Genomic DNA, 20,971 nt, shown 5'->3' with positions numbered 1-20,971 from the left:
TGCTCCATGACCCAGAGGACCTTCGCCGATCTCCACCGCGCCGACGAGCCCCTCCTGCTGCCCAACGCCTGGGACCACGCCTCCGCCGCCGCTCTCGCCGCTCAGGGGTTCCGGGCGATCGGCACCACCAGCCTGGCCGTCGCGGCGGCGGTCGGGCTGCCCGACGGGGCGGCGGCGACCCGGGAACAGACCCTGCGGCTCGCCCGCACCCTCGGCTCCGAGCCGTTCCACCTGTCCGTGGACGCGGAGGACGGATTCGGCGACGACCCGGACGAGGTGGCCGAGTTCGCCCGCGAACTGCACGCCGCGGGCGCCGCCGGCATCAACCTGGAGGACGGGCTCGGGCCCGTCGACCGACACGCCGCGAAGATCGCCGCCGTCCGGGCCGCGGCCCCCGGCCTCTTCGTCAACGCCCGCACCGACACCCACTGGCTCGGCGACGGCGACGGCGAGGGCACGGTCCGGCGGCTCGACGCCTATCGACAGGCGGGCGCACACGGGGTGTTCGTCCCCGGGCTCACCGACGTCCGGGAGATCGCCTCCCTGGTACGCCACTTGGGCGACGTTCCCCTCAACATCCTCTACTCGCCGACCGGTCCCTCCGTCCCTCACCTCGCCGACCTCGGCGTACGCCGGATCAGCCTCGGCTCGCTGCTGTACCGGCGGGCGCTGGGCGCGGCGGTGGAGGCGGCGACCGACATCAGGGCGGGCCGGGCACCCGGCGGCCGGACACCCACCTACGAGGAGATCCAGGCACTGAGCCGGGACACCGGCGGTGCGGCCGACGCCACGGTTTCCTTCGGATGACCCTGGTACGGTGGCGGCTTTCGCGGGTATCAGAACCTTTGGACTCATCTCCGGCAAAGGACCGAGGAACCGAGGAACCATGAACGTAGACATGGACATGGACATCCCCGGCGACAAACGGCTGGCGGCAGCGGTCGTGATGGACGACGAGGGGCGGGTGCTCCTGGTGCGTCGCAGCGCGACCGAGAGATTCCTGCCCCGGGTGTGGGGCGTGCCGTGCGGCAAGCTCGATCCCGGGGAGAGCGCCCCGGACGGTGCGTTGCGCGAGCTGAAGGAGGAGACCGGCCTGCTCGGCGAGATCGTGCGCAAGGTCGGTGAGTCGTCCTTCCTCAGCGAGTACGCGGGGCACGAGGTCAAGAACTGGCAGGAGAACTTCCTGGTCCGCCCGCTGTCCCGGGAGGTCACGCTGCCCAGTCCGGATCAGGACCACGCCTGGCTCCGACCGTCCGAGCTGACCGGTGTCGACATCGACGCCTACAACCTGGACGTCGTCCGGCAGGCGCTCACGGACTCCTGAGCAACTCCGCCAGCGCGCCCAGCGAGTCCAGGTAGGCCGGCACGTTCAGCGGTACCTTCGGCACCGCCGCCGGATGCGGGCCCGCCGCCGTGAACACGTCGGTGTGCCGCCGGCGTCGCCCGCCCGTCTCCAGGAACAGCGTCACCGTCGGCGCGTCCGTGTCGCACCAGGCGCGGTGCAGGGTGTGCGCCGGCAGGGCGTAGGTGCTGCCCGCCGCGTACCGGCCCAGATGGGTCAGGCGCAGCCGCGCCGGACCCGCCGGTGCCAGCAGCCAGTCGGCCGACCCCTCGGCCAGCGTCTCCTCGAACCGGGCCGCCCTGATCCCGGCGCTGACCCGCGCCCCGGGCCCCGTCTCGGGCAGTTCCTCGTACAACTCCGTGCACAGGCGCCCCCGGACGACATGGGAGGCCAGCGTCGAACGGTGGTTGTGGATGTCCTCCCGGCCGGTGCCGTCCGTGCCCGTGTGCCACACGTGTGCGCGCAGCATGTGCAGCGGGCCGGAGTCGACCAGCAGCAGCTTGTCGAAACCGAGGACGTGCCGGTACGACAGCCCGGCGCAGGCCTCCGGATCACCCGCCCCGGAGGCGAGTTCGGTGACCAGCTCCAACAGGCTTTCCGGTGACCCGAGTTCGGCGACGACCGCATGGGCCGCGGCCACCTGGTCCCGTTCGGGCAAGGTGTCGTCCAGGGTCCTCGCCAGCAGTCGCCGCGCCGCCAGAACCCGCTGACCGCCCATGCGTTCCGTCCTCCGTCCTCCGGTTCCCGCTCACCGCGCGGGTGCCGTCTCATCGGGCCGATAGGTCCACACCGCGTGGGCGCGCAGCGCCGTCACGCCCTGGTACGTCATCCACATCGGGCGCCGCAGCTCCGTGCTGTCGCCCCGCTCCCAGGACCAGATGCCGTCCTGCTGCGCCGCCCGCACCGAGGCGGCCGCGCCGTCCAGCAGTTCCCGCCAGGTGTTCTCCAGGCCGCTCTGCCGGGCGACCTCCAGCGCGCCCGGGGTCAGCAGGGCGCGCACGATCCAGGACGCGGTGAAGTGCCGTACGTTCAGGACCTCGTGGTGTGCGGGGTCGTCGGGGCGCGGGCGTCGTACCTCCTCGCGCCGGTACTCCAGGTCCAGGCAGGCGTGGTGCGGCGCGTCGGGGCAGGACAGCAGCCAGCGCACCCCGTCCTCGCGGGCGGCCCGCACCGCCGCGCTCTCGCCCAGGACACGGGCCGCGCGGTCGAGGGCGAGCACTGCCTGCGCGGTGTGCACCGGGGACGGCGGCCCGTACGGCGCGTCGAGCCGATAGCCCCAGCAGCGCAGATGGTCCCGGCCCGGGTCGCTGATGGCTCCGTCGACGAGGGCCTCCCGCAGCACCGGCAGGGCGTCGCAGCCGGGTGCGGCGCGCAGCAGTCCGCGCAGCACCGTCGTCATCACATGGGTCGACTCGTGTCCGGCCCGGTCGGCCGCACGGGTGAAGGCCGCCGTGCAGAGGTCCACCTCCCGCGCCAGCCGCCCGCCCCGGGTCGCGCCCGCGCGGGCCAGGGCGCCCAGCACCAGCGCGGTCACCTCGGGGCGGGCCCGCGCGCCCTGCGACCGCGCCGACCAGCCGCCGTCGGGCAGCCGCAACCGCCAGAGCGTGTCGGCCAGTTCGCCCGGCGTGAGACGCCCGTCGGGCAGGCCCGACTCGAGCATGATCTGCAGCCCGTACGCCGTGCCGACCGAGGTGGGGCGGGACGGGGTGCTCTCGCCCAGGGAGTGCGACCAGCCGACGAGCCGTCCGCGCTCCGGATCGTCGACGACGGACACCTCGCCGACGAGGGTGTCGTGGGTGGCCGCGAACAGGCGCGGGAGCGGGCCGGGCTCCGGGCCGGCGAGGGGCGCGGGAGGCGGGAGGAGCCGCTGGTCCGGAGCCGCGGCACGGGCCCGTAGCAGGGCCGCGGCGAGCCAGGCGGCGAGCGCGGTGCCGAGGCCGCTCACCGACGCGATCAGGTACTTCGCGGCCTCCCCGTCGACGGAGTCGGGCAGCACCTCGAAGAGGAACTGGAACACGGCGTATCCGGCGGCCGCGCAGCCGAACCCGCCCAGCCAGCCCACGAAACGGGTCGGCCGGGAGGCCGCGTCGCCCCCTGCGACGGGGGTGCGGTCGTCCGGACGGGCGGGGCGCAAGGGGCCGCGGCCGAGCTGCTGTGGGGACAAGTCGCGCTCCATCCCCTCCCGTTGGGCGGCACATGACGTCCGCGATCACGCCATCTTAGAAAGAAAGTCTCCTCCTCAACGTCCGTACCGCTGTTTTCGCCGTCTCACACCCGGCACCGCCGTCCGATGCGTGACCGTGGCACATACGGCCTCTCCCGGACTCGTCTCCGGCTCTCCCGGGTCCGGTTCGTCAGGACGATGTGCGGGGTCTCGAACGTCCTGCCCCAGGAGGCGTCGACGTCACTCGCCCAGGACGTCGCGGACGAACGTGTTGGTGAACTTCCCCCCGGGGTCCAGGGACCGGGCCAGGGCCCGGAAGTCGTCCAGCCGCGGGTAGCGGGCGCGCAGGTCGGCCGCCGGCGTGGTGAACACCTTTCCCCAGTGCGGTCGCGCCTCGAAGGGCGCCAGCGCCTCCTCCAGCCGCCGCACCACGGGCAGCACGGCCGAGGTGTCCGCCACCCAGGTGAAGTGGGCGGCCACGGTGTCCCGGCCGTGGCAGGGGCTGAGCCACTGGTCGTCGGCGGCCACCGTCCGCACCTCGCAGGTCTGCAGCACGGGGGAGACGGCCTCCCGGATCCCGTCGATCGCGTGCAGCATGTCGAGGGCGAACCGGCGCGGCAACAGGTACTCCGACTGCAGCTCCGACCCGCTGCTCGGGGTGAACTCCGCGCGGAAGTGCGGCAGCCGCTCGTGCCAGGGCCCCGGTACCCCGAACTGCTCCGTGCAGTTCACCGCCGGCATGCCGGGCACGGGGTGCAGTTTCTCGGTCGCGGGCGCCGCCCAGGGGAAGTCCGGCAGCGGCTGGTCCGTACGCCGCTTCACCCACACCTGCCGGAAACCCGGCGCGCCCCAGTCGGTGAACAGGCTCACGCTGTACGCGGCCGACATCACCTTCTCGAAGGTGGCGGCGTCCAGCCCGGCCTGCGGGAGCTCGGTGAACAGATGCTGCTCGACGTCGTAGGCGGGCGTCAGGTCCAGGGTGAGCGCGGTGACCACACCGAGCGCCCCGAGCGAGGTGACCGCCCCGCCGAACCGCGCTTCGTCCCCGCGGTCGATCCGCAGCGTCGAACCGTCCGCCGTGACCAGTTCCACCGTCCGCACGGACGAGGCGAGCGGGCCGTTGCCGACGCCGGAGCCGTGCGTGCCGGTGGCGACCGAGCCGGCCACCGAGATGTGCGGGAGCGACGCCATGTTCGCCAGCGCCAGCCCGTGCCGGTGCACCTGCCGGGCCAGCTCGGCGTACCGCACGCCGCCGCCGACCCGGACCGCCCTGGCGGCCGTGTCCACGTCGATCTGCGGGGGCAGCGCGTCGAGGGAGAGCAGGACGCCGTCCGCACCGGCCTCGGCGATCTCGTTGAAGGAGTGCCCGCTGCCCAGGACCCGCACCCGGGAGCCGCCGGCGACCAGCGCGCGCAGCGCGTCCAGGGTGGGCGGGCGGTGCAGTTCCTCGGCGGCGTACGTGATGTTGCCGGCCCAGTTGGTCACGGTCCCGGTCATGCGGCGGTCCCTCCCCGAGTCGTCGAGCGTGTCGGGGACATCACATCACCGCGCCGACCGGCGCCGCCGCCGGGGGCTTCCGGTCCGTTCGCCGGACCCGGTTGCACACCCGAGGGGGTCGGGGGCATACCGTGAGGAGTCGTACGTCCGAGCCGGGAGTCGTACGTCCGAGCCGGAAGGAGACACGGGATGGGCAGCGGCAGCCGTACCGCGCTGGTCGAGGATCTGATGGAGCGGTTCCCGCATGTGCCGCGCGAGGCCGTCTTCAAGGAGGACCTGCTCCGGGGCGGGATCGCCTTCGACCCGTCCGCGCTCAGCGACAACGAGAAGGGCGAGGTCAAGCCGAAGTCGTACTTCATCTTCTCCTTCGACCACGGCACGCTGCCCGAGCTGGGCGAGGCCGCGCTGCGGCGCCCGCCCGAGGAGATCATCCTCACCGGCGGCCCCTACGACCTGCGCCGCACGGTCGTCTCCGTCCGGGTGAACCCGGCGTCCCCGTACCGGGTCGCCGCGAACGAGGACGGCGTGCTCGGCCTCTACCTCGACGGGAAGCGCATCGCCGACGTCGGCGTGCCGCCGATGCCCGAGTACTACCGGCACACCCTCTCCAACGGGAAGTCCGTCATGGAGGTGGCCCCGACCATCCAGTGGGGCTACCTGATCTACCTGACCGTCTTCCGGGTCTGCCAGTACTTCGGCGCCAAGGAGGAGTGCCAGTACTGCGACATCAACCACAACTGGCGCCAGCACAAGGCGGCCGGCCGTCCCTACACCGGGGTCAAGGACGTCGAGGAGGTCCTCGAGGCCCTGGAGATCATCGACCGGTACGACACGGCGAAGGCGTCCACCGCCTACACCCTCACCGGCGGCGCGATCACCAAGACGGTCGCCGGCCGTGACGAGGCCGACTTCTACGGGCACTACGCCAAGGCCATCGAGGAGCGCTTCCCCGGCCGCTGGATCGGCAAGGTCGTCGCCCAGGCGCTGCCCAAGGACGACGTGCAGCGCTTCAAGGACTACGGCGTGCAGATCTACCACCCCAACTACGAGGTGTGGGACGAGTACCTGTTCAAGATGTACTGCCCGGGCAAGGAACGCTACGTCGGCCGCGACGAGTGGCACAAGCGCATCCTGGACTCCGCGGACGTCTTCGGCGCGCGCAACGTCATCCCCAACTTCGTGGCGGGCGTGGAGATGTCCGAGCCGTTCGGCTTCGCCACCGTCGACGAGGCCATCGCCTCGACCACCGAGGGTCTGCGCTTCTTCATGTCGCACGGCATCACGCCCCGCTTCACCACCTGGTGCCCCGAGCCGACGACCCCGCTCGGCAAGGCCAACCCGCAGGGGGCGCCGCTGGAGTACCACATCCGGCTGCTCGAGGCGTACCGCGCCACGATGGACGAGTTCGGCCTGGCCTCGCCCCCCGGCTACGGCCTGCCCGGACCCGGCCGCGCGGTGTTCTCCGTCAGCTCCTTCATGGACAGCCTCCCGGAGGAGACGCCCGTCGAGGCGTGAGGACTCCCGGGCCCCCCGAGGGGCCGTGAGCAAGGCCGAGAGGGCCGGAACCGAGACGGTTCCGGCCCTTCTTGCGTAGGGTGCCCGAGGGGGGGGCGTACGCGGGCGTGCGCGGGCGCCGTGGCGCACGAAGCGGAGACAGCGCTTGTCAGTTGTGGCGACAGCGTGAAAAGCTCGTCCACCGCCCCCGCGGTTTCCCCCAACTGCTTTGCCGATGTCACGAGTTGACCTTGTCCGTGGATGCAGGAGACTTATGTCCGACCTGTCGGCCCCCCAGGACGCCACCGAGGCGGCACTGTTCTCCGAGTGCTGGGACGCGGTGCTCTCCTACGCCGACCTGTGCACGGCCGGCTCCACCGCCGCCGCGCAACTGGCGCGCGAGGCGTTCGCCCAGGGCATACGCGAGGTGCGCGAAGCGGAGGCGACCACCGTACGCGCGGCCGGCCGCCGCTCGTCCAGGCTGCCCCGAATACCCCTGCTGCTGACCGCCGTTCGCACCACCGCGGCGGCCTGGGAGGAGAGCGGACAGGGCCACCGGCTCGATCCCGACCTGCGGCTGTGGCTCCACTCCGAGAACGCCGCCCGCTTCACCGGCCCACCGCTGTCGCGCCCGGTCGCCCTGCGCGGACTGCGCGATCTGCAGCAGGCCGACGCCGAACTGCTGTGGCTGGCCGAGGCGGAGTCCCTCCCGCTGCCCCTGGTGGCCCGTCGGCTGGGCCTCGACGCCGCCACCGCCGCCGACGAACTCGCCCAGGTCCGCGGCTTCTTCCGGGACCGGTGCCACCGCAACCACCTCGACTCCCCGATGGACGCGGAGTGCCGCAGCTACGCCCGGCTGCTGGACGCCGTCACCCGCTCGCCCGCCGCCGACACCCCCGAGGACCTCTCCAAACACCTCGCCACCTGCGTACGCTGCGCCGAGGCCGCGGCCTGCCTCCGACTGCACGGCGGCGGGCTGCCCGGCGCCCTCACCGGCGGGGTCCTCGGCTGGGGCGGCCTGGCCTACCTGGAGCGCCGCCGCCGCGCGGCCGAGGCGCGGCTCGGCCCCGGCCGCCCCGACGGCCCCGACGCGGGCGGCGACCCGGCCGACGGAACCGGCCGGGCACGCGCCACCCGCAACGGGCTGCTGGTCGCCGCCGTCCTGGTGTCCGGCCTCGCCCTCGCCGTCTCCCTGATGCCGTTCGGCGGCACGGACGCCGACAAGGCGATCCGCACCGGCGCCACCCCTGGACCGGCGGCCGACCCGGGCCTGTACCCGCCCGCGGCCCCCGCCCCCACCGTTTCCGCCACTGACTCCGGCCCCGCCTCCCCCAACACCCCGCAGCCGTCCTCCGAAGGCACCCCGGACCCGGCGAAACCCCACCCCCACCCCGACCCCGACCCCGAGCCCCAGGGCAGCACCACCGCCACCGCCCCCACCGCGCCCCGGACCACCGCGTCCAGCCGGCCGTCCGTCTGCCACGCCGCGTACGACCTGGTCAACCAGTGGCCCGTCGGCTTCCAGGCCACCGTCACCGTCACCACGACGGAGCCCCTCGACTCCTGGCGCGTGGCCTTCACCTTCGAGGACGGTCAGCGCGTCACCCAGATGTGGGACGCCGACGTCAGCCAGAACGGCCCCCGCGTCACCGCCACCGCCACCGACTACAACAAGGCCGTCCCCGCCGGCGGAAAGCTCGCCTTCGGCTTCATCGCCTCCTGGGCCGGCACGAACCCCCCACCCTCCGCCATCACCCTCGACGGCCACTCCTGCACGACCGGGTGACGCGATCCGGCCCGAAGCCCCCGGGTGTCCGGGGCGCCCGTTGAAGGCGCTCGCTGAAGGCGCCCGTTAAATCGGTGGCGCCCCGGGCCGGTGGTTTCCTACAGTGAGGGCCGCAGCACACAAGCGGCGCGCGCATGCGCCGCGGTCCGCTGCCGCCGGATCGAGCGAGGGACGGGAGGTGTGACCGATGGCTGTCTTTGCGACGGGCGCTGCCCGCATCCAGGAATCCATCCGTTTCATCTCCGTGGCCACCGGCTGACCTCAGCTTTCCGTTCCGCGCGTCGTCGCGCGGCCGCCGGGGCCACCCTCGCGAAGGGTCACCCCTTGAGTTCCACCTCTTCTTTCACCTCTTTCACCTCCCTCCCCTCGTCGCCGTCCTCCGTGCTGGCCGCCTACGGCTGGGACGGGACGTGGGCCGACGCGTTCGCCCCCTACGCGGCCGAAGGGCTGGTGGCCGGGCGTGTGGTGCGGGTCGACCGCGGGCAGTGCGACGTGGTCACCGCCGACGGGACCGTACGGGCCGACACCGCGTTCGTCACCCCGCACGACCCCCTGCGGGTCGTGTGCACCGGGGACTGGGTCGCCGTCGAACCGGAGGGCCACACCCCGCGCTACGTACGGGCGTACCTGCCGCGACGTACCGCCTTCGTGCGCTCCACCTCCTCCGGGCGGTCCGAGGGACAGATCCTCGCCGCCAACGTCGACCACGCCGTCATCGCCGTCTCGCTCGCCGGCGAGCTGGACCTGGCGCGGATCGAACGGTTCCTCGCCCTCGCCTGGCAGTCCGGGGCGCAGCCGGTGGTCGTGCTCACCAAGGCCGACCTGGTGCCGGACGCGGTGACCCGGGCCCATCTGGTCCAGGACGTGGAGACCACCGCGCCCGGCGTCCCGGTGCTCGCCGTCAGCGCTCGGGAGGATGGGGGTACCTCCCTGCTCGAGCGAAGCCGAGAGCTTGGGGGAGGGCTGGACGTCCTCGCCGCGGTCGTCTCCGGCGGTACGTCGGTGCTGATCGGCGTGTCGGGCGCGGGCAAGTCCACCCTGGCCAACGCGCTCCTCGGCGAGGACGTGATGGACGTCCAGGCGGCCCGGGAGGTCGACGGCAAGGGCCGCCACACCACCACCACCCGCAACCTGCTCGCCCTGCCCGGCGGGGGAGTCCTCATCGACACCCCGGGCCTGCGGGGCGTCGGGCTCTGGGACGCCGGCAGCGGCGTCGGCCAGGTGTTCTCCGAGATCGAGGAGCTCGCCGGGGACTGCCGTTTCCACGACTGCGCGCACGAGAGCGAACCGGGGTGCGCGGTCCTCGAGGCCGTCGGGACGGGCGCCCTGCCGGAACGCCGCCTCGAGAGCTACCGCAAGCTGCTGCGGGAGAACCAGCGCATCGTCGCCAAGACCGACGCGCGGCTGCGCGCGGAGATCCGCAGGGAGTGGAAGCGGAAGGGGGCGATGGGCAAGGCGGCGATGGAGGCGAAGCGGGGCCGCCTGCGCTGACCCACCGGCGCACCCCCCGCCCCGCACCTCCCTGTCCGATTTCCGCCAGCCGGTCTGCCCCGGCCGGCGGAGACTGGACGGTGTGATGGACGAGGACAGCAGGTACGAGGCGGTGCGCAGCCGGGACGGACGGTTCGACGGCGCGTTCTTCTTCGCCGTCGGGACGACCGGGATCTACTGCCGTCCCAGCTGCCCCGCCGTCACACCGAAACGACGCAACGTGCGGTTCTTCGCGACCGCCGCCGCCGCGCAGGGCGCCGGATTCCGGGCCTGCCGGCGGTGCCGTCCGGACGCCGTCCCCGGCTCCGCCGAGTGGAACGTGCGCGCCGACGTGGTGGGCCGGGCCATGCGGCTGATCGCCGACGGGGTGGTCGACCGCGAGGGCGTCGCCGGACTGGCCGCCCGGCTCGGCTACAGCGCCCGCCAGGTGCAGCGCCAGCTCACCGGCGAACTGGGCGCCGGGCCCGTCGCCCTCGCCCGCGCGCAGCGCGCGCACACCGCGCGCGTACTGCTGCAGACCACCGGGCTCCCGATCACCGAGATCGCCTTCGCCGCCGGGTTCGCCAGCGTGCGGCAGTTCAACGACACCGTCCGGGCCGTGTACGCCATGACCCCCACCGCACTGCGCGCCACCGCACCCGGCGGCGGCCGGGCCGCCGCCCGCCGTACGGCCACCCCCGCGGCGGGCATCCCCGTGCGGCTCGCCCACCGCGGCCCGTACCAGCCCCGCCCCGTCTTCGACCTGCTGGAACACGAGGCCGTCCCGGGCGTCGAGGACGTCACCGGGGCCCCGGGTGCCCGCACCTACCGGCGCACCCTGCGGCTCCCGTACGGCATCGGCGTCACCGCCGTCGACGAACGTCCCGGGACCACGCGCACCGGCTCCGCGGCCCACCCCGGAGGCTGGCTCGACGCCCGCATCCACCTGACCGACCTCCGGGACCTGACCACCGCCGTACAGCGGCTGCGCCGCCTCTTCGACCTGGACGCGGACCCGTACGCCGTGGACGAACGGCTCGGCGCCGACGCGCGGCTCGCCCCACTGGTCGCCGCCCGGCCCGGACTGCGCTCGCCGGGCACCGCCGACCCGGAGGAACCCGCGGTCCGGGCCCTGGTGGGCCGCGAGGAGGCCGCGCGGCTGGTCCAGCGGTACGGCAAGAGGCTCGACGCCCCCTGCGACGGCCTCACCCACCTCTTCCCCGAACCGGCCGTCCTCGCCGAGGCCGAACCCGGCGGCACCCTGGGCGCGCTCACCGCCGCCCTCGCGGACGGCACCGTACGCCTCGACCCCGGCGCCGACCGGGACGACACCGCGGACGCCCTGCGCGCCGTTCCCGGCCTGGACGCCCGTACCATCGCCGAGATCCGCACCCGTGCCCTCGGCGACCCGGACGCGGCCCCACCCGGTCCGGAACTGCCCGGCAGCTGGCGCCCCTGGCGCTCATACGCACTGAACCACCTGCGCGCGGCAGGGGAGTTGGAGTACCGATGACCACGACGAACGCGACGAACGCGATGAACGCGGCGAATACGGCGAACATGGCGAACGTGACGAGCACCCCGCACCCGTACTGGACGAGCGTGCCGAGTCCGCTCGGGCCGCTGCTCCTCACCGCCGGACCGGACGGGGAGCTGACCTCGCTCTCCGTGCCCGGCCAGAAGGGCGGTCGCGGTGTGCCGGAAGGCGGGCGGCAGGACCCGGGACCGTTCCGCGCGGCGGAGGAACAGCTCGCCGCGTACTTCGCCGGTGAGCTGAGGGATTTCCGGCTGCCCCTGCACACCGCCGGCACCCCCTTCCGGGAGAAGGTCTGGGCCGCGCTCGACGACGTCCCCTACGGGTCGACCGTGTCGTACGGCGAGATCGCCGCCCGGATCGGCGCCTCCCGGGCCGCCGTACGGGCCGTGGGCGGCGCGATCGGCGCCAACCCGCTGCTGATCGTGCGCCCCTGCCACCGGGTGATCGGCGCCGACGGGACCCTGACCGGATACGCGGGCGGCCTGGACCGCAAGGTACGCCTGCTCACCCACGAAGGAGCGCTCCGCCCGTAGCCGGGGCCCGTCGTGTCCGGGGCGCTCAGCCCCAGAACACCGCGCCGAGCCAGGCCACCGTGATCAGCTGACAGGTGAACAGCTCGGTCAGCAGGCTCCAGCCGCCCGCGCGCATCGCCGTACGCGTCGCCGCGACCGCTTCGCCGTGGCGTCCCAGACGGATCCGCTCGCCGGCGTAGATCCCGGCCACGAAGCCCGGGACGGAGCCCAGCACGGGCACCAGGACGAAGCCGAGGAACGACCCCGCGCCGGCGTACGCCCGCACCCGCCCCGCGGTCCCGTCGGCCCGCAGCCGGCGGGGCGGCAGCGTCCAGCGGACCACCTGGGAGAGGAGCAGGGCGGCGGTCGACCCGACGAGCACCCACCACGCCACGGGCCGCGGGTCCTTCAGGGCCCACCAGAGGATCCCGGCCCACACCAGCCACGACCCCGGCACCCCGGGCAGCAGTACTCCGCACAGGCCGAGCAGGATCACCAGTCCGGCCAGCAGGAGGTCCCACGCTCCCATCGGATCTCTTTCGAGGGAACCACCGGTTTCAGCCGGTGGGGGAATCGAATCCCTGATGTACGTTTCTGGTGTCCCGCAAGGGATCGGTTCGGGCTGGACCGCAACCCTCGGGTGGGAAGCCTTCTTCCTTCGGGAGGGGGAGCGGAGTCACTGGTCCAGGGTGCCGGAAGACGGCAGAAGGCGCAGACCGGGTGCGCCGAACCCGCACCGCCCCCGTCTGCCGGACGGCAGGCTCCCCGCGGCGGGTGGCGTGCCGTCGCCGCCCGGCGCCGGGGACGGATTTCCCGATGCCCCGTTTCCCCAGGGCCCTCGCGGTGGAGAATTGAGGGTATGAGTGAGCAGGGGGGCGGGTCCGCCGGCCACCAGGACGACTGGTGGCGGCAGTTGTACGACGCCGAGGCCGGCGGCGACACGGGCCCCGCGCCCGCGGCCGACTCCCTCGACGACCGCTTCGACTCCGCGGCCGGCACGGTGAACGAGAGACCGGCCGCGCCCGCCGCCGAGGCCGTGCCCACCCCCGCCGACGCCCCCGCCGACCCCCGTGCCCCGCGGGTTCCGCGTGCCCCGCGCCGCGTCCGCCCCGCCGAAGCGCCGCCGGTGCCGGGCGGCCGTGTGGGTCCTCGTCCGCCCGTCCACGACGCCGAACCCACCGCGCTGCCCGCCGCCGACCCCCACGCACTGGACGACCTGGTCCCGGACACCGTGCTGGACGGCGCCCGGTACGGGGCCTGCACCCTGCGGGCCGTGTCCGTACGGGGCGACTTCGCGCGCCACCGGGGCGAACCGCGGCGGGACGCCCTGCTGACCGCCCGGTTCGGCAGCGGGGACCGGGCACTGGTGCTGGTGGCGGTCGCGACCGGCGCACGGGCCGCTCCCGGCGCGCACCGCGCGGCCGCCGAGGCCTGCCGGTGGATGGGCGAGGCGGTGGGCCTCAGCCACTCCCGCCTCGCCGAGGACATCAGGGCCGCCCGGCGCGGCGAACTCAAGTCCGGACTGCACCGCCTCACCGACCGCACCCTCGGCAGGCTCCGCGCGGGCGCCGCCGAACAGGGCCTCGCACCCGAGGCGTACGGGGCCACCCTGCGCTGCCTCCTGCTGCCCGCCGACCCCGAATGCCGTATCCGGGTGTTCTTCGGCGTCGGCACCGGCGGCCTGTTCCGGCTGCGGGACGGCGCGTGGCAGGACATCGAACCGAAGGCCGCCGAGGCCAGGGGAGAGGCCGTGATGGGCTTCGGCTCGCCGCCCTCCGAGACCCCCGAGGGCGACCGGCTCACCATGGACCTCGGCATCCCGACGCCCCCGAGCCCCTACGAGCCCGCCCCCGGCCCCCCGCGCGAACCCTTCCGCTTCCGTACCTCCGTAGCCCGCCAGGGTGACACCCTCCTGCTGTGCAGTACGGGCCTCGCCGATCCGCTGCGCGGCGAGCGGGAACTCCGGGCCCACCTGGCCGAGCGGTGGTCCCGCCCCGAACCACCGGGCCTCGCCGCCTTCCTCACCGACGCCCAGGCACGGGTCAAGGGGTACGGGGACGACCGTACGGCCGCCGCCGTCTGGGAGGCGTGAGCGCGTCGGGTGTGAATTCATGGACCCCGGAGGGAGATCCAGAAGCCCGCAAGCCCGAGGGAATCACGGACACCGAAGGGGCACACGAGAGTCATGGCCAAACAGAACGTCGCGGAACAGTTCGTCGACATCCTGACCCGCGCGGGAGTCAAGCGCCTCTACGGCGTCGTCGGCGACAGCCTCAACCCCGTGGTCGACGCCGTGCGCCGCAACTCCGCCATCGACTGGGTCCACGTCCGGCACGAGGAGACCGCCGCCTTCGCCGCCGGTGCCGAGGCCCAGATCACCGGCCGGCTCACCGCCTGCGCCGGCTCCTGCGGGCCCGGCAACCTCCACCTCATCAACGGGCTGTACGACGCCCACCGGTCCATGGCCCCGGTCCTCGCCCTCGCCTCGCACATCCCGTCCAGCGAGATCGGCCTCGGCTACTTCCAGGAGACCCATCCCGACCAGCTGTTCCGCGAGTGCAGCCACTACAGCGAGATGATCTCCAGCCCGCAGCAGATGCCCCGGCTGCTGCACACCGCCATCCAGAACGCGGTGGGCCGCTCCGGGGTCAGCGTCGTCACCCTGCCCGGCGACATCGCCGACCACGCCGCCCCGGAGAAGGCCGTGGAGACCGCCCTGGTCACCTCCCGGCCCACGGTCCGGCCCGGCGACGCCGAGATCGACCGGCTCGTCGACATGATCGACGCGGCCGGGAAGGTCACCCTCTTCTGCGGCGCCGGCACGCAGGGCGCGCACGCCGAGGTCATGGAGTTCGCCCAGAAGATCAAGTCCCCGGTCGGGCACGCCCTGCGCGGCAAGGAGTGGATCCAGTACGACAACCCGTACGACGTCGGCATGAGCGGGCTGCTCGGGTACGGCGCCGCCTACGAGGCCACCCACGAGTGCGACCTGCTGATCCTGCTCGGCACCGACTTCCCGTACAACGCCTTCCTGCCCGACGACGTGAAGATCGTCCAGGTCGACGTGCGGCCCGAGAACCTCGGCCGCCGCTCGAAACTGGACCTCGCGGTGTGGGGCGACGTACGGGAGACGCTGCGCTGTCTGACCCCGAGGGTCAGGGCCAAGGACGACCGCAGGTTCCTCGACCGGATGCTGAAGAAGCACGCGGGCGCGCTGGAGGGGGTGGTGAAGGCGTACACCCGGAAGGTCGAGAAGCACGTGCCGATCCACCCCGAGTACGTGGCCTCCGTGCTGGACGAACTCGCCGACGAAGACGCGGTGTTCACGGTTGACACCGGGATGTGCAACGTCTGGGCGGCCCGCTACATCTCGCCCAATGGCCGCCGCCGGGTCATCGGCTCGTTCTCCCACGGCTCGATGGCGAACGCGCTGCCGATGGCGATCGGGGCGCAGTTCGTCGACCGGGGCCGACAGGTCGTGTCGATGTCCGGGGACGGCGGATTCACCATGCTCATGGGCGACTTCCTCACCCTCGTCCAGTACGACCTGCCGGTGAAGGTCGTCCTCTTCAACAACTCCTCGCTCAGCATGGTCGAGTTGGAGATGCTGGTCGCCGGGCTGCCCTCGCACGGAACCGCCATGAAGAACCCCGACTTCGCCGCCGTCGCCCGCGCCTGCGGCGCGCACGGGGTGCGGGTGGAGAAGCCGAAGGAACTCGCCGGGGCCCTCAAGTCGGCGTTCAAGCACAAGGGCCCGGCCCTCGTCGACATCGTCACCGACCCCAACGCGCTGTCCATCCCGCCGAAGATCAGCGCCGAGATGGTGAGCGGTTTCGCGCTGTCCGCGTCGAAGATGGTGCTGGACGGCGGGGTCGGCCGGATGCTCCAGATGGCGCGTTCCAACCTGCGCAACGTGCCCCGGCCGTAGGGCCTGTTCGCCGGATCAGGCCGTAACGGGATTCAGCCCGTCCGGGGCGCCCGGCGGCGGGCTGCGGTGTCGTACTCGTAGCGGGGCGGGCCCTCGGTGCCGCTGGTGTGGAACGGACGGTCCCGGTCGTCGATCCGCACGGTGCCGGAGCGGCCGGCCGAGGACCGGTCCGGCACCGTGCGCCGGAGGCAGTCGTGGGCCCCGGTCCGGGCGGTGACCCGCAGCACCTCCGGGTCCGTCGCGGAGACCCGGTGGGGCATGCGGACCGCCGGGATCGGCGTACCGGCGTCGTTCCCGGCGGCCGCGCGGGCGATGGGCCGGTTCTTGTCCAGGTCCACGTCGAAGTACCGCGGGGGCAGACGCCGCCGCAGCCCTGGCCCATGGCGTACGCGTTGCCCGGGACGGGACGGGGCGGGTGCTGCCGGTCACCCGGACCCGCAACGCCGTGAGAACGGCCCCGCACACGTGTGTGGCCGTTGAAGTTCGGCCAATAACCGGCCTTGACCACGCCCCATGACTTGGCGCGCGGGTGACGGGGCATGGTTTCCCGTGGACGTGTTCGAGCCGCAGGGGGAACCGACACCACGACGCGGGCGGGGGCCATGAGAAGGCAGGCACGAGGGGGTGGTCCCGGTACGGCCGGGACGATCCGGGAGACGACCGTGGAGGAGACGGCCGACGGCGACGGGGAGCGGACCCCGGCGGCACGGCTACGACGCCGGCTGGGGCGCGCGGACCTGCGGGCGGTGCCCGAGTCCCGCCACGACCTGCGCGAACTGCTCAGGCACTGGGGCAGCCCCGGACAGTCGGAGACGGCCGAGCTGCTCACCACCGAGCTCGTCACCAACGCGCTGGTCCACACCGACCGGGCGGCGGTCCTCACCGCCACCGTCGGACCCCGCGGACTACGGGTCGAGGTACGGGACTTCGTGCACGACGAACCCCGGCCGCGGGTACCGGACGCAGGTGACGGTACGCACGGCCGGGGGCTGGTGCTGCTCGACCGCCTCGCCGACGCGTGGGGGATCAGGGCGCACGCGGTGGGCAAGGCGGTCTGGTTCGAACTCGACGCGGACGCCGCCTGACGCGCCGTCGCCCGTCAGCCGAACTGCTGCTCCAGGTCCTTGAGCTTGCGCTCCAGGGAGTCCAGGCGCGGCAGTGCCTGGGTGTCGTCCTCCGCGGTGAGGTCCACGGTCATCGGGTCGGAACCGCCGCGTACCGGCTGGAGGGAGGGACGCGCACGCATCGGCAGGGCCTCCGGCGCCGGTATGACGGGCTCCGCGGAGACCATGTCGTCGGCCCGCTCCACCGTCGGAGCCTGGGCCGGGTGGCCGGCGCCCCGGCCCAGGACACCGCGGTGGCCGCGGCTGATCGCCTTCAGCCGCGCCCGCTCCACCCGCTCGTGGTCGCGCCTGCGCCGTCGCGTCTCGTCCTTCTGGCGCTGGTCCTCGCGGACCTCCTCGACCGCCTCGTCCAGGCTGCGCACGCCCTCCAGGAGCATCAGCGACCAGGCACGGTACGTCTCGCGGGGGGCCCGCAGCCAGCGGACGATACGGATCTGCGGCAACGGGCGCGGCACCAGGCCCTGTTCGCGCAGGGCGGCCCGGCGGGTCTGCTTCAGCGCGCGGTCGAACAGCACGGCCGCCGACAGGGACATGCCCGCGAAGAAGTGCGGGGCGCCCGCGTGTCCGAGGCCCCGGGGGGCGTGCACCCAGTTGAACCAGGCCGCGGCGAACGCGAACGTCCACACGAGGATGCGGGAGCCGAGCGCCGCGTCACCGTGGCTCGCCTCGCGCACGGCGAGCACCGAGCAGAACATCGCCGCGCCGTCCAGACCGAAGGGGACGAGGTACTGCCAGCCGCCGGACAGGCCGAGGTTCTGCTCACCGAAGCCGACCAGGCCGTGGAAGGAGAGCGCCGCCGCCACCGCCGCACAGCAGAACAGCAGGATGTAGGAGACGGTGCCGTAGAGGGCCTCCTTGCGCCTGCGGCGCTCCTCGCTGCGCTCCCACGAGTCGTCCGCACGCGTGTCCTTGACCGAGGAGCGCTTGCCGCGCGCGAGCACCGCCACCGCCGCCGACATGCCCAGGAGCAGTACGGCGCCCGGAAGCAGCCAATTCAGCGATATGTCGGTCAGTCTCATCTAGGGGTCCCTTGCATTGGGATAGGGCGTAACGCCCGCCATAGTGGCCCAGTCCCACCGTCCCTCAGGGGATTTCGGAGCAAGTGGCGTCCATCGGAGCGCGAGGGGACACCCAGGGCGTCATTCCGTTCGAACTGACGCTTGAGTTGCGGGAGTTGGGTTCGATTGAGACTACTCGTACGAGTGGTTCGGTGGAGGGTTCTCGCGACAAGTGAGGGAATGGTGAATCGACTGTGACCTTCGTGACGTCAACTCGCCTTCGCGAGCTCCCTGGTGACGGCCTTCGGGCCCCCGCAGGTGCGCGGGCAGGTGGCGCAGATGTCCTCGGGGCGCAGGGTGTAGAACATGCAGCAGCTGATCCGGTCCCGGGTGTGCGTCGGCCCGCCCTCGGGCCCGCTCACCCGGCGGAACCCCGCCGCGCCGACGTACGGCCTGGTCGCGCCGGGCAGCAGCAGTTCCAGCTCCCGCAGGGCCCGCTCCTCCTCGCCGAGCAGTTGGCCGACGTACCGCAGGCTCTCCACGATCTCGTCGGTCGCCATGCCCCACAGGGCGCGGCCGCGCCGCCGCATCCGCGGGCCGAAGCCCGTCAGGACGGGTTCGAGGTGCTCGGCGACGGCGGTCCGCACCTCGGCCCGCAGCGCCTCCTCGTCCGCCACCACGCGGGCGCCGGGCAGCGAGGCCGCCGGGTCGTCGGGGAGGCAGGCGAAGGTGTCCGGCCGTACGGCCATGCGGCCCACGGCGAGTCCGGCGGCGGTGCGGTCGAAGGAGACGTGCGTCACGGGATAGCGCGGCACGCGGCGGTGCAGGAACCACGGCACGGTGATCAGCAGGCAGGCGGGCCAGGCGTAGCGGTGCAGTCCGAAACTGGCGACCACGTCCGGGCGGGCCCGCTGCTCGTAGTCCCGCAGTATCTGGCTCTCGTCCCAGGCCAGGAAGGCGTCCAGCGCGCTCCCGCCGTCCCCTTCGGCCAGGGCGTCGGCGGCGACCCAGGCGCCGCCCCGGGGGGTCTCCTCGCCGGCGGCGAGTTCGGTGACGACGAGTGCCGGGAAGACCTCTGCCAAGCGGGCGTACGCGTCCGCGACGGCCGAACCGGGCACTGCCATGGGACCACCCCTGCACGTCTCGTCGAGCCGGACCGAAGCCCGCCCGACACCGGGTCAATAAAGGTAAGCCTCACCTTACCTAAGATCGTCGGAATGTGAACCGGGGGCCCGCTGCCCTTAAGGTGCTTGACGAGCGAGTGACAAGCCGTCGTAATGACCCCAAGTACCGATACATCCGGAGGAGGGCCCGGTGAAGCAGGGCACGGAGGGCTTTGTCGGGGTGGACGACACGGGGACCGGACGGGACGCCACGGGCAGGGCCGGGGTGCCCGCCCGGCCCGGCGCGGAGGACGTGGACCGGCCGCGGAACCGGCCGCGAGGTGAGGGGGCCGGCGCCGCCGCGCCCGGCAGGGCCGGGGCCGACGGCGTACGCGGTGAGCACACGCACGGCGAACCGGCCCTTCCGTTGCCCCGGCGGCCCGTCCAGCGGTCCTCCGTACGCGGGCAGATCCTCGCCGCGCTGCGCACCGCCCTGGTGACGGGTGATCTGCGGCCCGGTGCGGTGTACTCCGCGCCGGTGCTGGCCGAGCGGTTCGGGGTCTCCGCGACACCGGTCCGCGAGGCCATGCAGCAACTCACCCTGGAGGGCGCGGTCGAGGTGGTGCCGAACCGGGGGTTCCGGGTCGTGGAGCGGGGCGACCGGGAGCTGGCCGAACTGACCGAGGTCCGGGCGCTGATCGAGATCCCGGTGGTGCTGCGGCTGTCCCGTACGGTGCCCGCCGAACGCTGGGCCGAACTGCGCCCCCTTGCCGAGGCCACGATCCGCGCCGCCTCCTCCGGCTGCCGTGCCACGTACGCCGAGTCCGACCGCGCCTTCCATCGCGCGGTGCTGGCCCTGGCCGGCAATGAACAGTTGCTCCGGATCGCCGAGGACCTGCACCGCCGCGCCCAGTGGCCCCTGATGGGCTCCGCCCCCGGAGCCCGGGGCGGCGCGGCGCGGCTGGTGGCCGACGCTCACGAACACACCGCCCTGCTGGACGCGTTGATCGCGGGTGACCCGGACGCGGTGCGGTCACTGGTGGAGGACCACTTCACCGGGGAGCTCTGAGGACGCCGGGGCGCCGCTACGCCGGGGCCGCCCCCGGCGCCGGCGGGGTCAGTTGGCGGGCCAGCCAGGTGGGGACCCCGCCGAGCAGGCGCAGCAGGCGGCGGGCCTCCTCCCGCAGGCGGGACGCCTCCGGGTCGGTCTCCGTGTCGGCGAGGGAGACCAGGGCCGGGGCCGTGCCGACCAGATAGCCCAGCTCCTCGCGGATCCGCAGTGATTCGGCGAAGCCGTGCCGGGCTTCCGCCAACTCGCCGTCTCTCAGGGCGAGTCCGGCGAGGTGACGCCAGGTGCCGGAGAGCAGCAGCGGATCGGCGTGCGCGGTGGCGCCCGCGTGGGCGCGGTGGTACGCGGCGCGCGCCGACTGCGGGGACCGGGTCAGGTTCTCGGCGATCAGCCCGCGCCGGAAGTCCAGCAGCGCCCGCGCCGCGACTCCCGGCGGGATCAGCGCCGCCGCCCGCCCGAGCGCGGCCCGTGCCTCGTCGGCCCGGTCCCGCACGCCGAACAGGGTGGCGGCGTAGGCCAAGTACCCGCGTTCGCAAGCGGCCGCGCCCCGCTCGTCGTCGCTGTCGGCCAGCGCCTCGGCCGTGCGCAGCGCGTCCTCGGCCTCCTCCCACCCCGCCTCGGTGTACAGGCACCGTTCCACCAGGAGCGACGCCCGCTGCAGCGCGGTGGCCGGGGTCACCGGGGTGAGCAGGGCGGCGGCGTCGGCCCAGCAGGCGCGTGAGCGCAGCCGCCATACCGCGGTCTGGAGGGGATCGTCGCCAGCGGTCGTTCCGTTACCAGACATGGCGGTATGCGCCACGTTGCCCTCCCCGAGCACGCCTTCGAGCTGTTGAGTGGTGGCCGCATCTCAGCACGAACAACGGGGCCGGGCCAAGAGGGTGGGTGAAGGATTTCACAAAGTCCTGGACCGGTGGGCGGGAACAGGCAACTCCCCGGCGGCGCCCGTG

19 protein-coding genes are annotated in these 20,971 nt (G+C 73.5%); 11 read left to right on the top strand and 8 right to left on the bottom strand.

Features of this window, described 5'->3' with window-relative positions:
- Nucleotides 1–6: 6 nt before the first annotated feature.
- Nucleotides 7–807, top strand: a complete 801-nt coding sequence (locus PYS65_RS07375; RefSeq protein WP_279332991.1) for an isocitrate lyase/PEP mutase family protein — start codon at nt 7–9, stop codon at nt 805–807.
- Nucleotides 808–898: 91 nt separating this feature from the next.
- Nucleotides 899–1,324: an NUDIX hydrolase gene (locus PYS65_RS07370; protein WP_387037930.1), complete on the top strand. Its 426-nt coding sequence runs from the start codon at nt 899–901 to the stop codon at nt 1,322–1,324.
- Here the strand turns inward: PYS65_RS07370 and PYS65_RS07365 are convergent.
- The 3 genes from PYS65_RS07365 to PYS65_RS07355 all read right to left on the bottom strand — a co-directional run bounded on the left by PYS65_RS07365 (nt 1,311) and on the right by PYS65_RS07355 (nt 5,003).
- Nucleotides 1,311–2,060, bottom strand: a complete 750-nt coding sequence (locus tag PYS65_RS07365; RefSeq protein ID WP_279332990.1) for a hypothetical protein — start codon at nt 2,058–2,060, stop codon at nt 1,311–1,313. The two genes, PYS65_RS07370 and PYS65_RS07365, sit on opposite strands and share 14 nt — an antisense overlap.
- A gap of 30 nt (nt 2,061–2,090) precedes the next feature.
- The gene (locus PYS65_RS07360; protein ID WP_279332989.1) at nt 2,091–3,506 is read right to left on the bottom strand and encodes a prenyltransferase/squalene oxidase repeat-containing protein; all 1,416 of its coding nucleotides are present in this window, start codon (nt 3,504–3,506) and stop codon (nt 2,091–2,093) included.
- A gap of 240 nt (nt 3,507–3,746) precedes the next feature.
- Nucleotides 3,747–5,003 (bottom strand): FAD-binding protein, encoded by a 1,257-nt coding sequence (locus PYS65_RS07355; protein WP_279332988.1) that lies wholly within the window; start codon nt 5,001–5,003, stop codon nt 3,747–3,749.
- 189 nt (nt 5,004–5,192) lie between these two features.
- Here PYS65_RS07355 and PYS65_RS07350 point away from each other — a divergent pair, with 189 nt between their 5' ends.
- From PYS65_RS07350 to PYS65_RS07330, 5 genes are all read left to right on the top strand, one after another.
- Nucleotides 5,193–6,518 (top strand): radical SAM protein, encoded by a 1,326-nt coding sequence (locus PYS65_RS07350; protein WP_279332986.1) that lies wholly within the window; start codon nt 5,193–5,195, stop codon nt 6,516–6,518.
- Nucleotides 6,519–6,771: 253 nt separating this feature from the next.
- Nucleotides 6,772–8,283 carry a cellulose-binding domain-containing protein gene (locus PYS65_RS07345; protein WP_279332985.1) on the top strand — a complete coding sequence of 504 codons (1,512 nt, stop codon included), beginning with the start codon at nt 6,772–6,774 and terminating at the stop codon, nt 8,281–8,283.
- Nucleotides 8,284–8,607: 324 nt separating this feature from the next.
- Entirely contained in the window at nt 8,608–9,774 is a 1,167-nt protein-coding gene (gene rsgA, locus PYS65_RS07340) for a ribosome small subunit-dependent GTPase A (RefSeq protein ID WP_279332984.1), read from the top strand.
- An 85-nt stretch (nt 9,775–9,859) separates the two neighbouring features.
- On the top strand, nt 9,860–11,266 hold the full coding sequence (locus PYS65_RS07335) for a DNA-3-methyladenine glycosylase 2 family protein (protein WP_279332983.1): 1,407 nt from the start codon (nt 9,860–9,862) through the stop codon (nt 11,264–11,266).
- 47 nt (nt 11,267–11,313) lie between these two features.
- Complete coding sequence (locus PYS65_RS07330) at nt 11,314–11,823, top strand: methylated-DNA--[protein]-cysteine S-methyltransferase (protein ID WP_279337887.1); 510 nt, start codon at nt 11,314–11,316, stop codon at nt 11,821–11,823.
- 25 nt (nt 11,824–11,848) lie between these two features.
- On the opposite strand, the gene PYS65_RS07325 is transcribed toward PYS65_RS07330, so the two are convergent.
- The gene (locus PYS65_RS07325) at nt 11,849–12,331 is read right to left on the bottom strand and encodes a DUF456 domain-containing protein (protein ID WP_279332982.1); all 483 of its coding nucleotides are present in this window, start codon (nt 12,329–12,331) and stop codon (nt 11,849–11,851) included.
- A 330-nt stretch (nt 12,332–12,661) separates the two neighbouring features.
- Here PYS65_RS07325 and PYS65_RS07320 point away from each other — a divergent pair, with 330 nt between their 5' ends.
- Both PYS65_RS07320 and PYS65_RS07315 read left to right on the top strand, forming a co-directional pair.
- A complete protein-coding gene (locus PYS65_RS07320) occupies nt 12,662–13,894 on the top strand; it encodes a protein phosphatase 2C domain-containing protein (protein ID WP_279332981.1) in 1,233 nt (410 codons plus the stop codon).
- 93 nt (nt 13,895–13,987) lie between these two features.
- Entirely contained in the window at nt 13,988–15,730 is a 1,743-nt protein-coding gene (locus PYS65_RS07315; RefSeq protein ID WP_279332980.1) for a pyruvate dehydrogenase, read from the top strand.
- Nucleotides 15,731–15,762: 32 nt separating this feature from the next.
- On the opposite strand, the gene PYS65_RS07310 is transcribed toward PYS65_RS07315, so the two are convergent.
- Nucleotides 15,763–16,068: a hypothetical protein gene (locus tag PYS65_RS07310; protein ID WP_341483674.1), complete on the bottom strand. Its 306-nt coding sequence runs from the start codon at nt 16,066–16,068 to the stop codon at nt 15,763–15,765.
- Nucleotides 16,069–16,392: 324 nt separating this feature from the next.
- On the opposite strand from PYS65_RS07310, the gene PYS65_RS07305 reads away from it, so the two are divergent.
- Nucleotides 16,393–16,815: an ATP-binding protein gene (locus PYS65_RS07305; RefSeq protein WP_279332979.1), complete on the top strand. Its 423-nt coding sequence runs from the start codon at nt 16,393–16,395 to the stop codon at nt 16,813–16,815.
- A 14-nt stretch (nt 16,816–16,829) separates the two neighbouring features.
- On the opposite strand, the gene PYS65_RS07300 is transcribed toward PYS65_RS07305, so the two are convergent.
- Entirely contained in the window at nt 16,830–17,873 is a 1,044-nt protein-coding gene (locus PYS65_RS07300) for a DUF2637 domain-containing protein (protein ID WP_279332978.1), read from the bottom strand.
- Nucleotides 17,874–18,121: 248 nt separating this feature from the next.
- Nucleotides 18,122–18,976, bottom strand: coding sequence for a (2Fe-2S)-binding protein (locus tag PYS65_RS07295; RefSeq protein ID WP_279332977.1), 855 nt, complete (start codon nt 18,974–18,976; stop codon nt 18,122–18,124).
- Nucleotides 18,977–19,166: 190 nt separating this feature from the next.
- Here PYS65_RS07295 and PYS65_RS07290 point away from each other — a divergent pair, with 190 nt between their 5' ends.
- On the top strand, nt 19,167–20,024 hold the full coding sequence (locus PYS65_RS07290) for a GntR family transcriptional regulator (protein WP_279332976.1): 858 nt from the start codon (nt 19,167–19,169) through the stop codon (nt 20,022–20,024).
- 16 nt (nt 20,025–20,040) lie between these two features.
- On the opposite strand, the gene PYS65_RS07285 is transcribed toward PYS65_RS07290, so the two are convergent.
- Complete coding sequence (locus PYS65_RS07285; protein WP_279332975.1) at nt 20,041–20,808, bottom strand: hypothetical protein; 768 nt, start codon at nt 20,806–20,808, stop codon at nt 20,041–20,043.
- Nucleotides 20,809–20,971 lie beyond the last annotated feature (163 nt).

The organism is Streptomyces cathayae, assembly GCF_029760955.1.
GTDB lineage: Bacteria > Actinomycetota > Actinomycetes > Streptomycetales > Streptomycetaceae > Streptomyces > Streptomyces cathayae.
This window is presented reverse-complemented; position numbering and strand designations above follow the sequence as displayed.

Excerpts from the sequence above, each read along its gene's own strand:
- PYS65_RS07375 (WP_279332991.1), top strand. The coding sequence starts at position 7 with ATGACCCAGAGGACCTTCGCCGATCTCCACCGCGCCGACGAGCCCCTC.
- PYS65_RS07370 (WP_387037930.1), top strand. The coding sequence starts at position 899 with ATGGACATGGACATCCCCGGCGACAAACGGCTGGCGGCAGCGGTCGTG.
- PYS65_RS07365 (WP_279332990.1), bottom strand. The coding sequence starts at position 2,060 with ATGGGCGGTCAGCGGGTTCTGGCGGCGCGGCGACTGCTGGCGAGGACC.
- PYS65_RS07355 (WP_279332988.1), bottom strand. The coding sequence starts at position 5,003 with ATGACCGGGACCGTGACCAACTGGGCCGGCAACATCACGTACGCCGCC.
- PYS65_RS07350 (WP_279332986.1), top strand. The coding sequence starts at position 5,193 with ATGGGCAGCGGCAGCCGTACCGCGCTGGTCGAGGATCTGATGGAGCGG.
- PYS65_RS07345 (WP_279332985.1), top strand. The coding sequence starts at position 6,772 with ATGTCCGACCTGTCGGCCCCCCAGGACGCCACCGAGGCGGCACTGTTC.
- PYS65_RS07335 (WP_279332983.1), top strand. The coding sequence starts at position 9,860 with ATGGACGAGGACAGCAGGTACGAGGCGGTGCGCAGCCGGGACGGACGG.
- PYS65_RS07330 (WP_279337887.1), top strand. The coding sequence starts at position 11,314 with ATGGCGAACGTGACGAGCACCCCGCACCCGTACTGGACGAGCGTGCCG.
- PYS65_RS07325 (WP_279332982.1), bottom strand. The coding sequence starts at position 12,331 with ATGGGAGCGTGGGACCTCCTGCTGGCCGGACTGGTGATCCTGCTCGGC.
- PYS65_RS07320 (WP_279332981.1), top strand. The coding sequence starts at position 12,662 with ATGAGTGAGCAGGGGGGCGGGTCCGCCGGCCACCAGGACGACTGGTGG.
- PYS65_RS07315 (WP_279332980.1), top strand. The coding sequence starts at position 13,988 with ATGGCCAAACAGAACGTCGCGGAACAGTTCGTCGACATCCTGACCCGC.
- PYS65_RS07300 (WP_279332978.1), bottom strand. The coding sequence starts at position 17,873 with ATGAGACTGACCGACATATCGCTGAATTGGCTGCTTCCGGGCGCCGTA.
- PYS65_RS07295 (WP_279332977.1), bottom strand. The coding sequence starts at position 18,976 with ATGGCAGTGCCCGGTTCGGCCGTCGCGGACGCGTACGCCCGCTTGGCA.
- PYS65_RS07285 (WP_279332975.1), bottom strand. The coding sequence starts at position 20,808 with ATGTCTGGTAACGGAACGACCGCTGGCGACGATCCCCTCCAGACCGCG.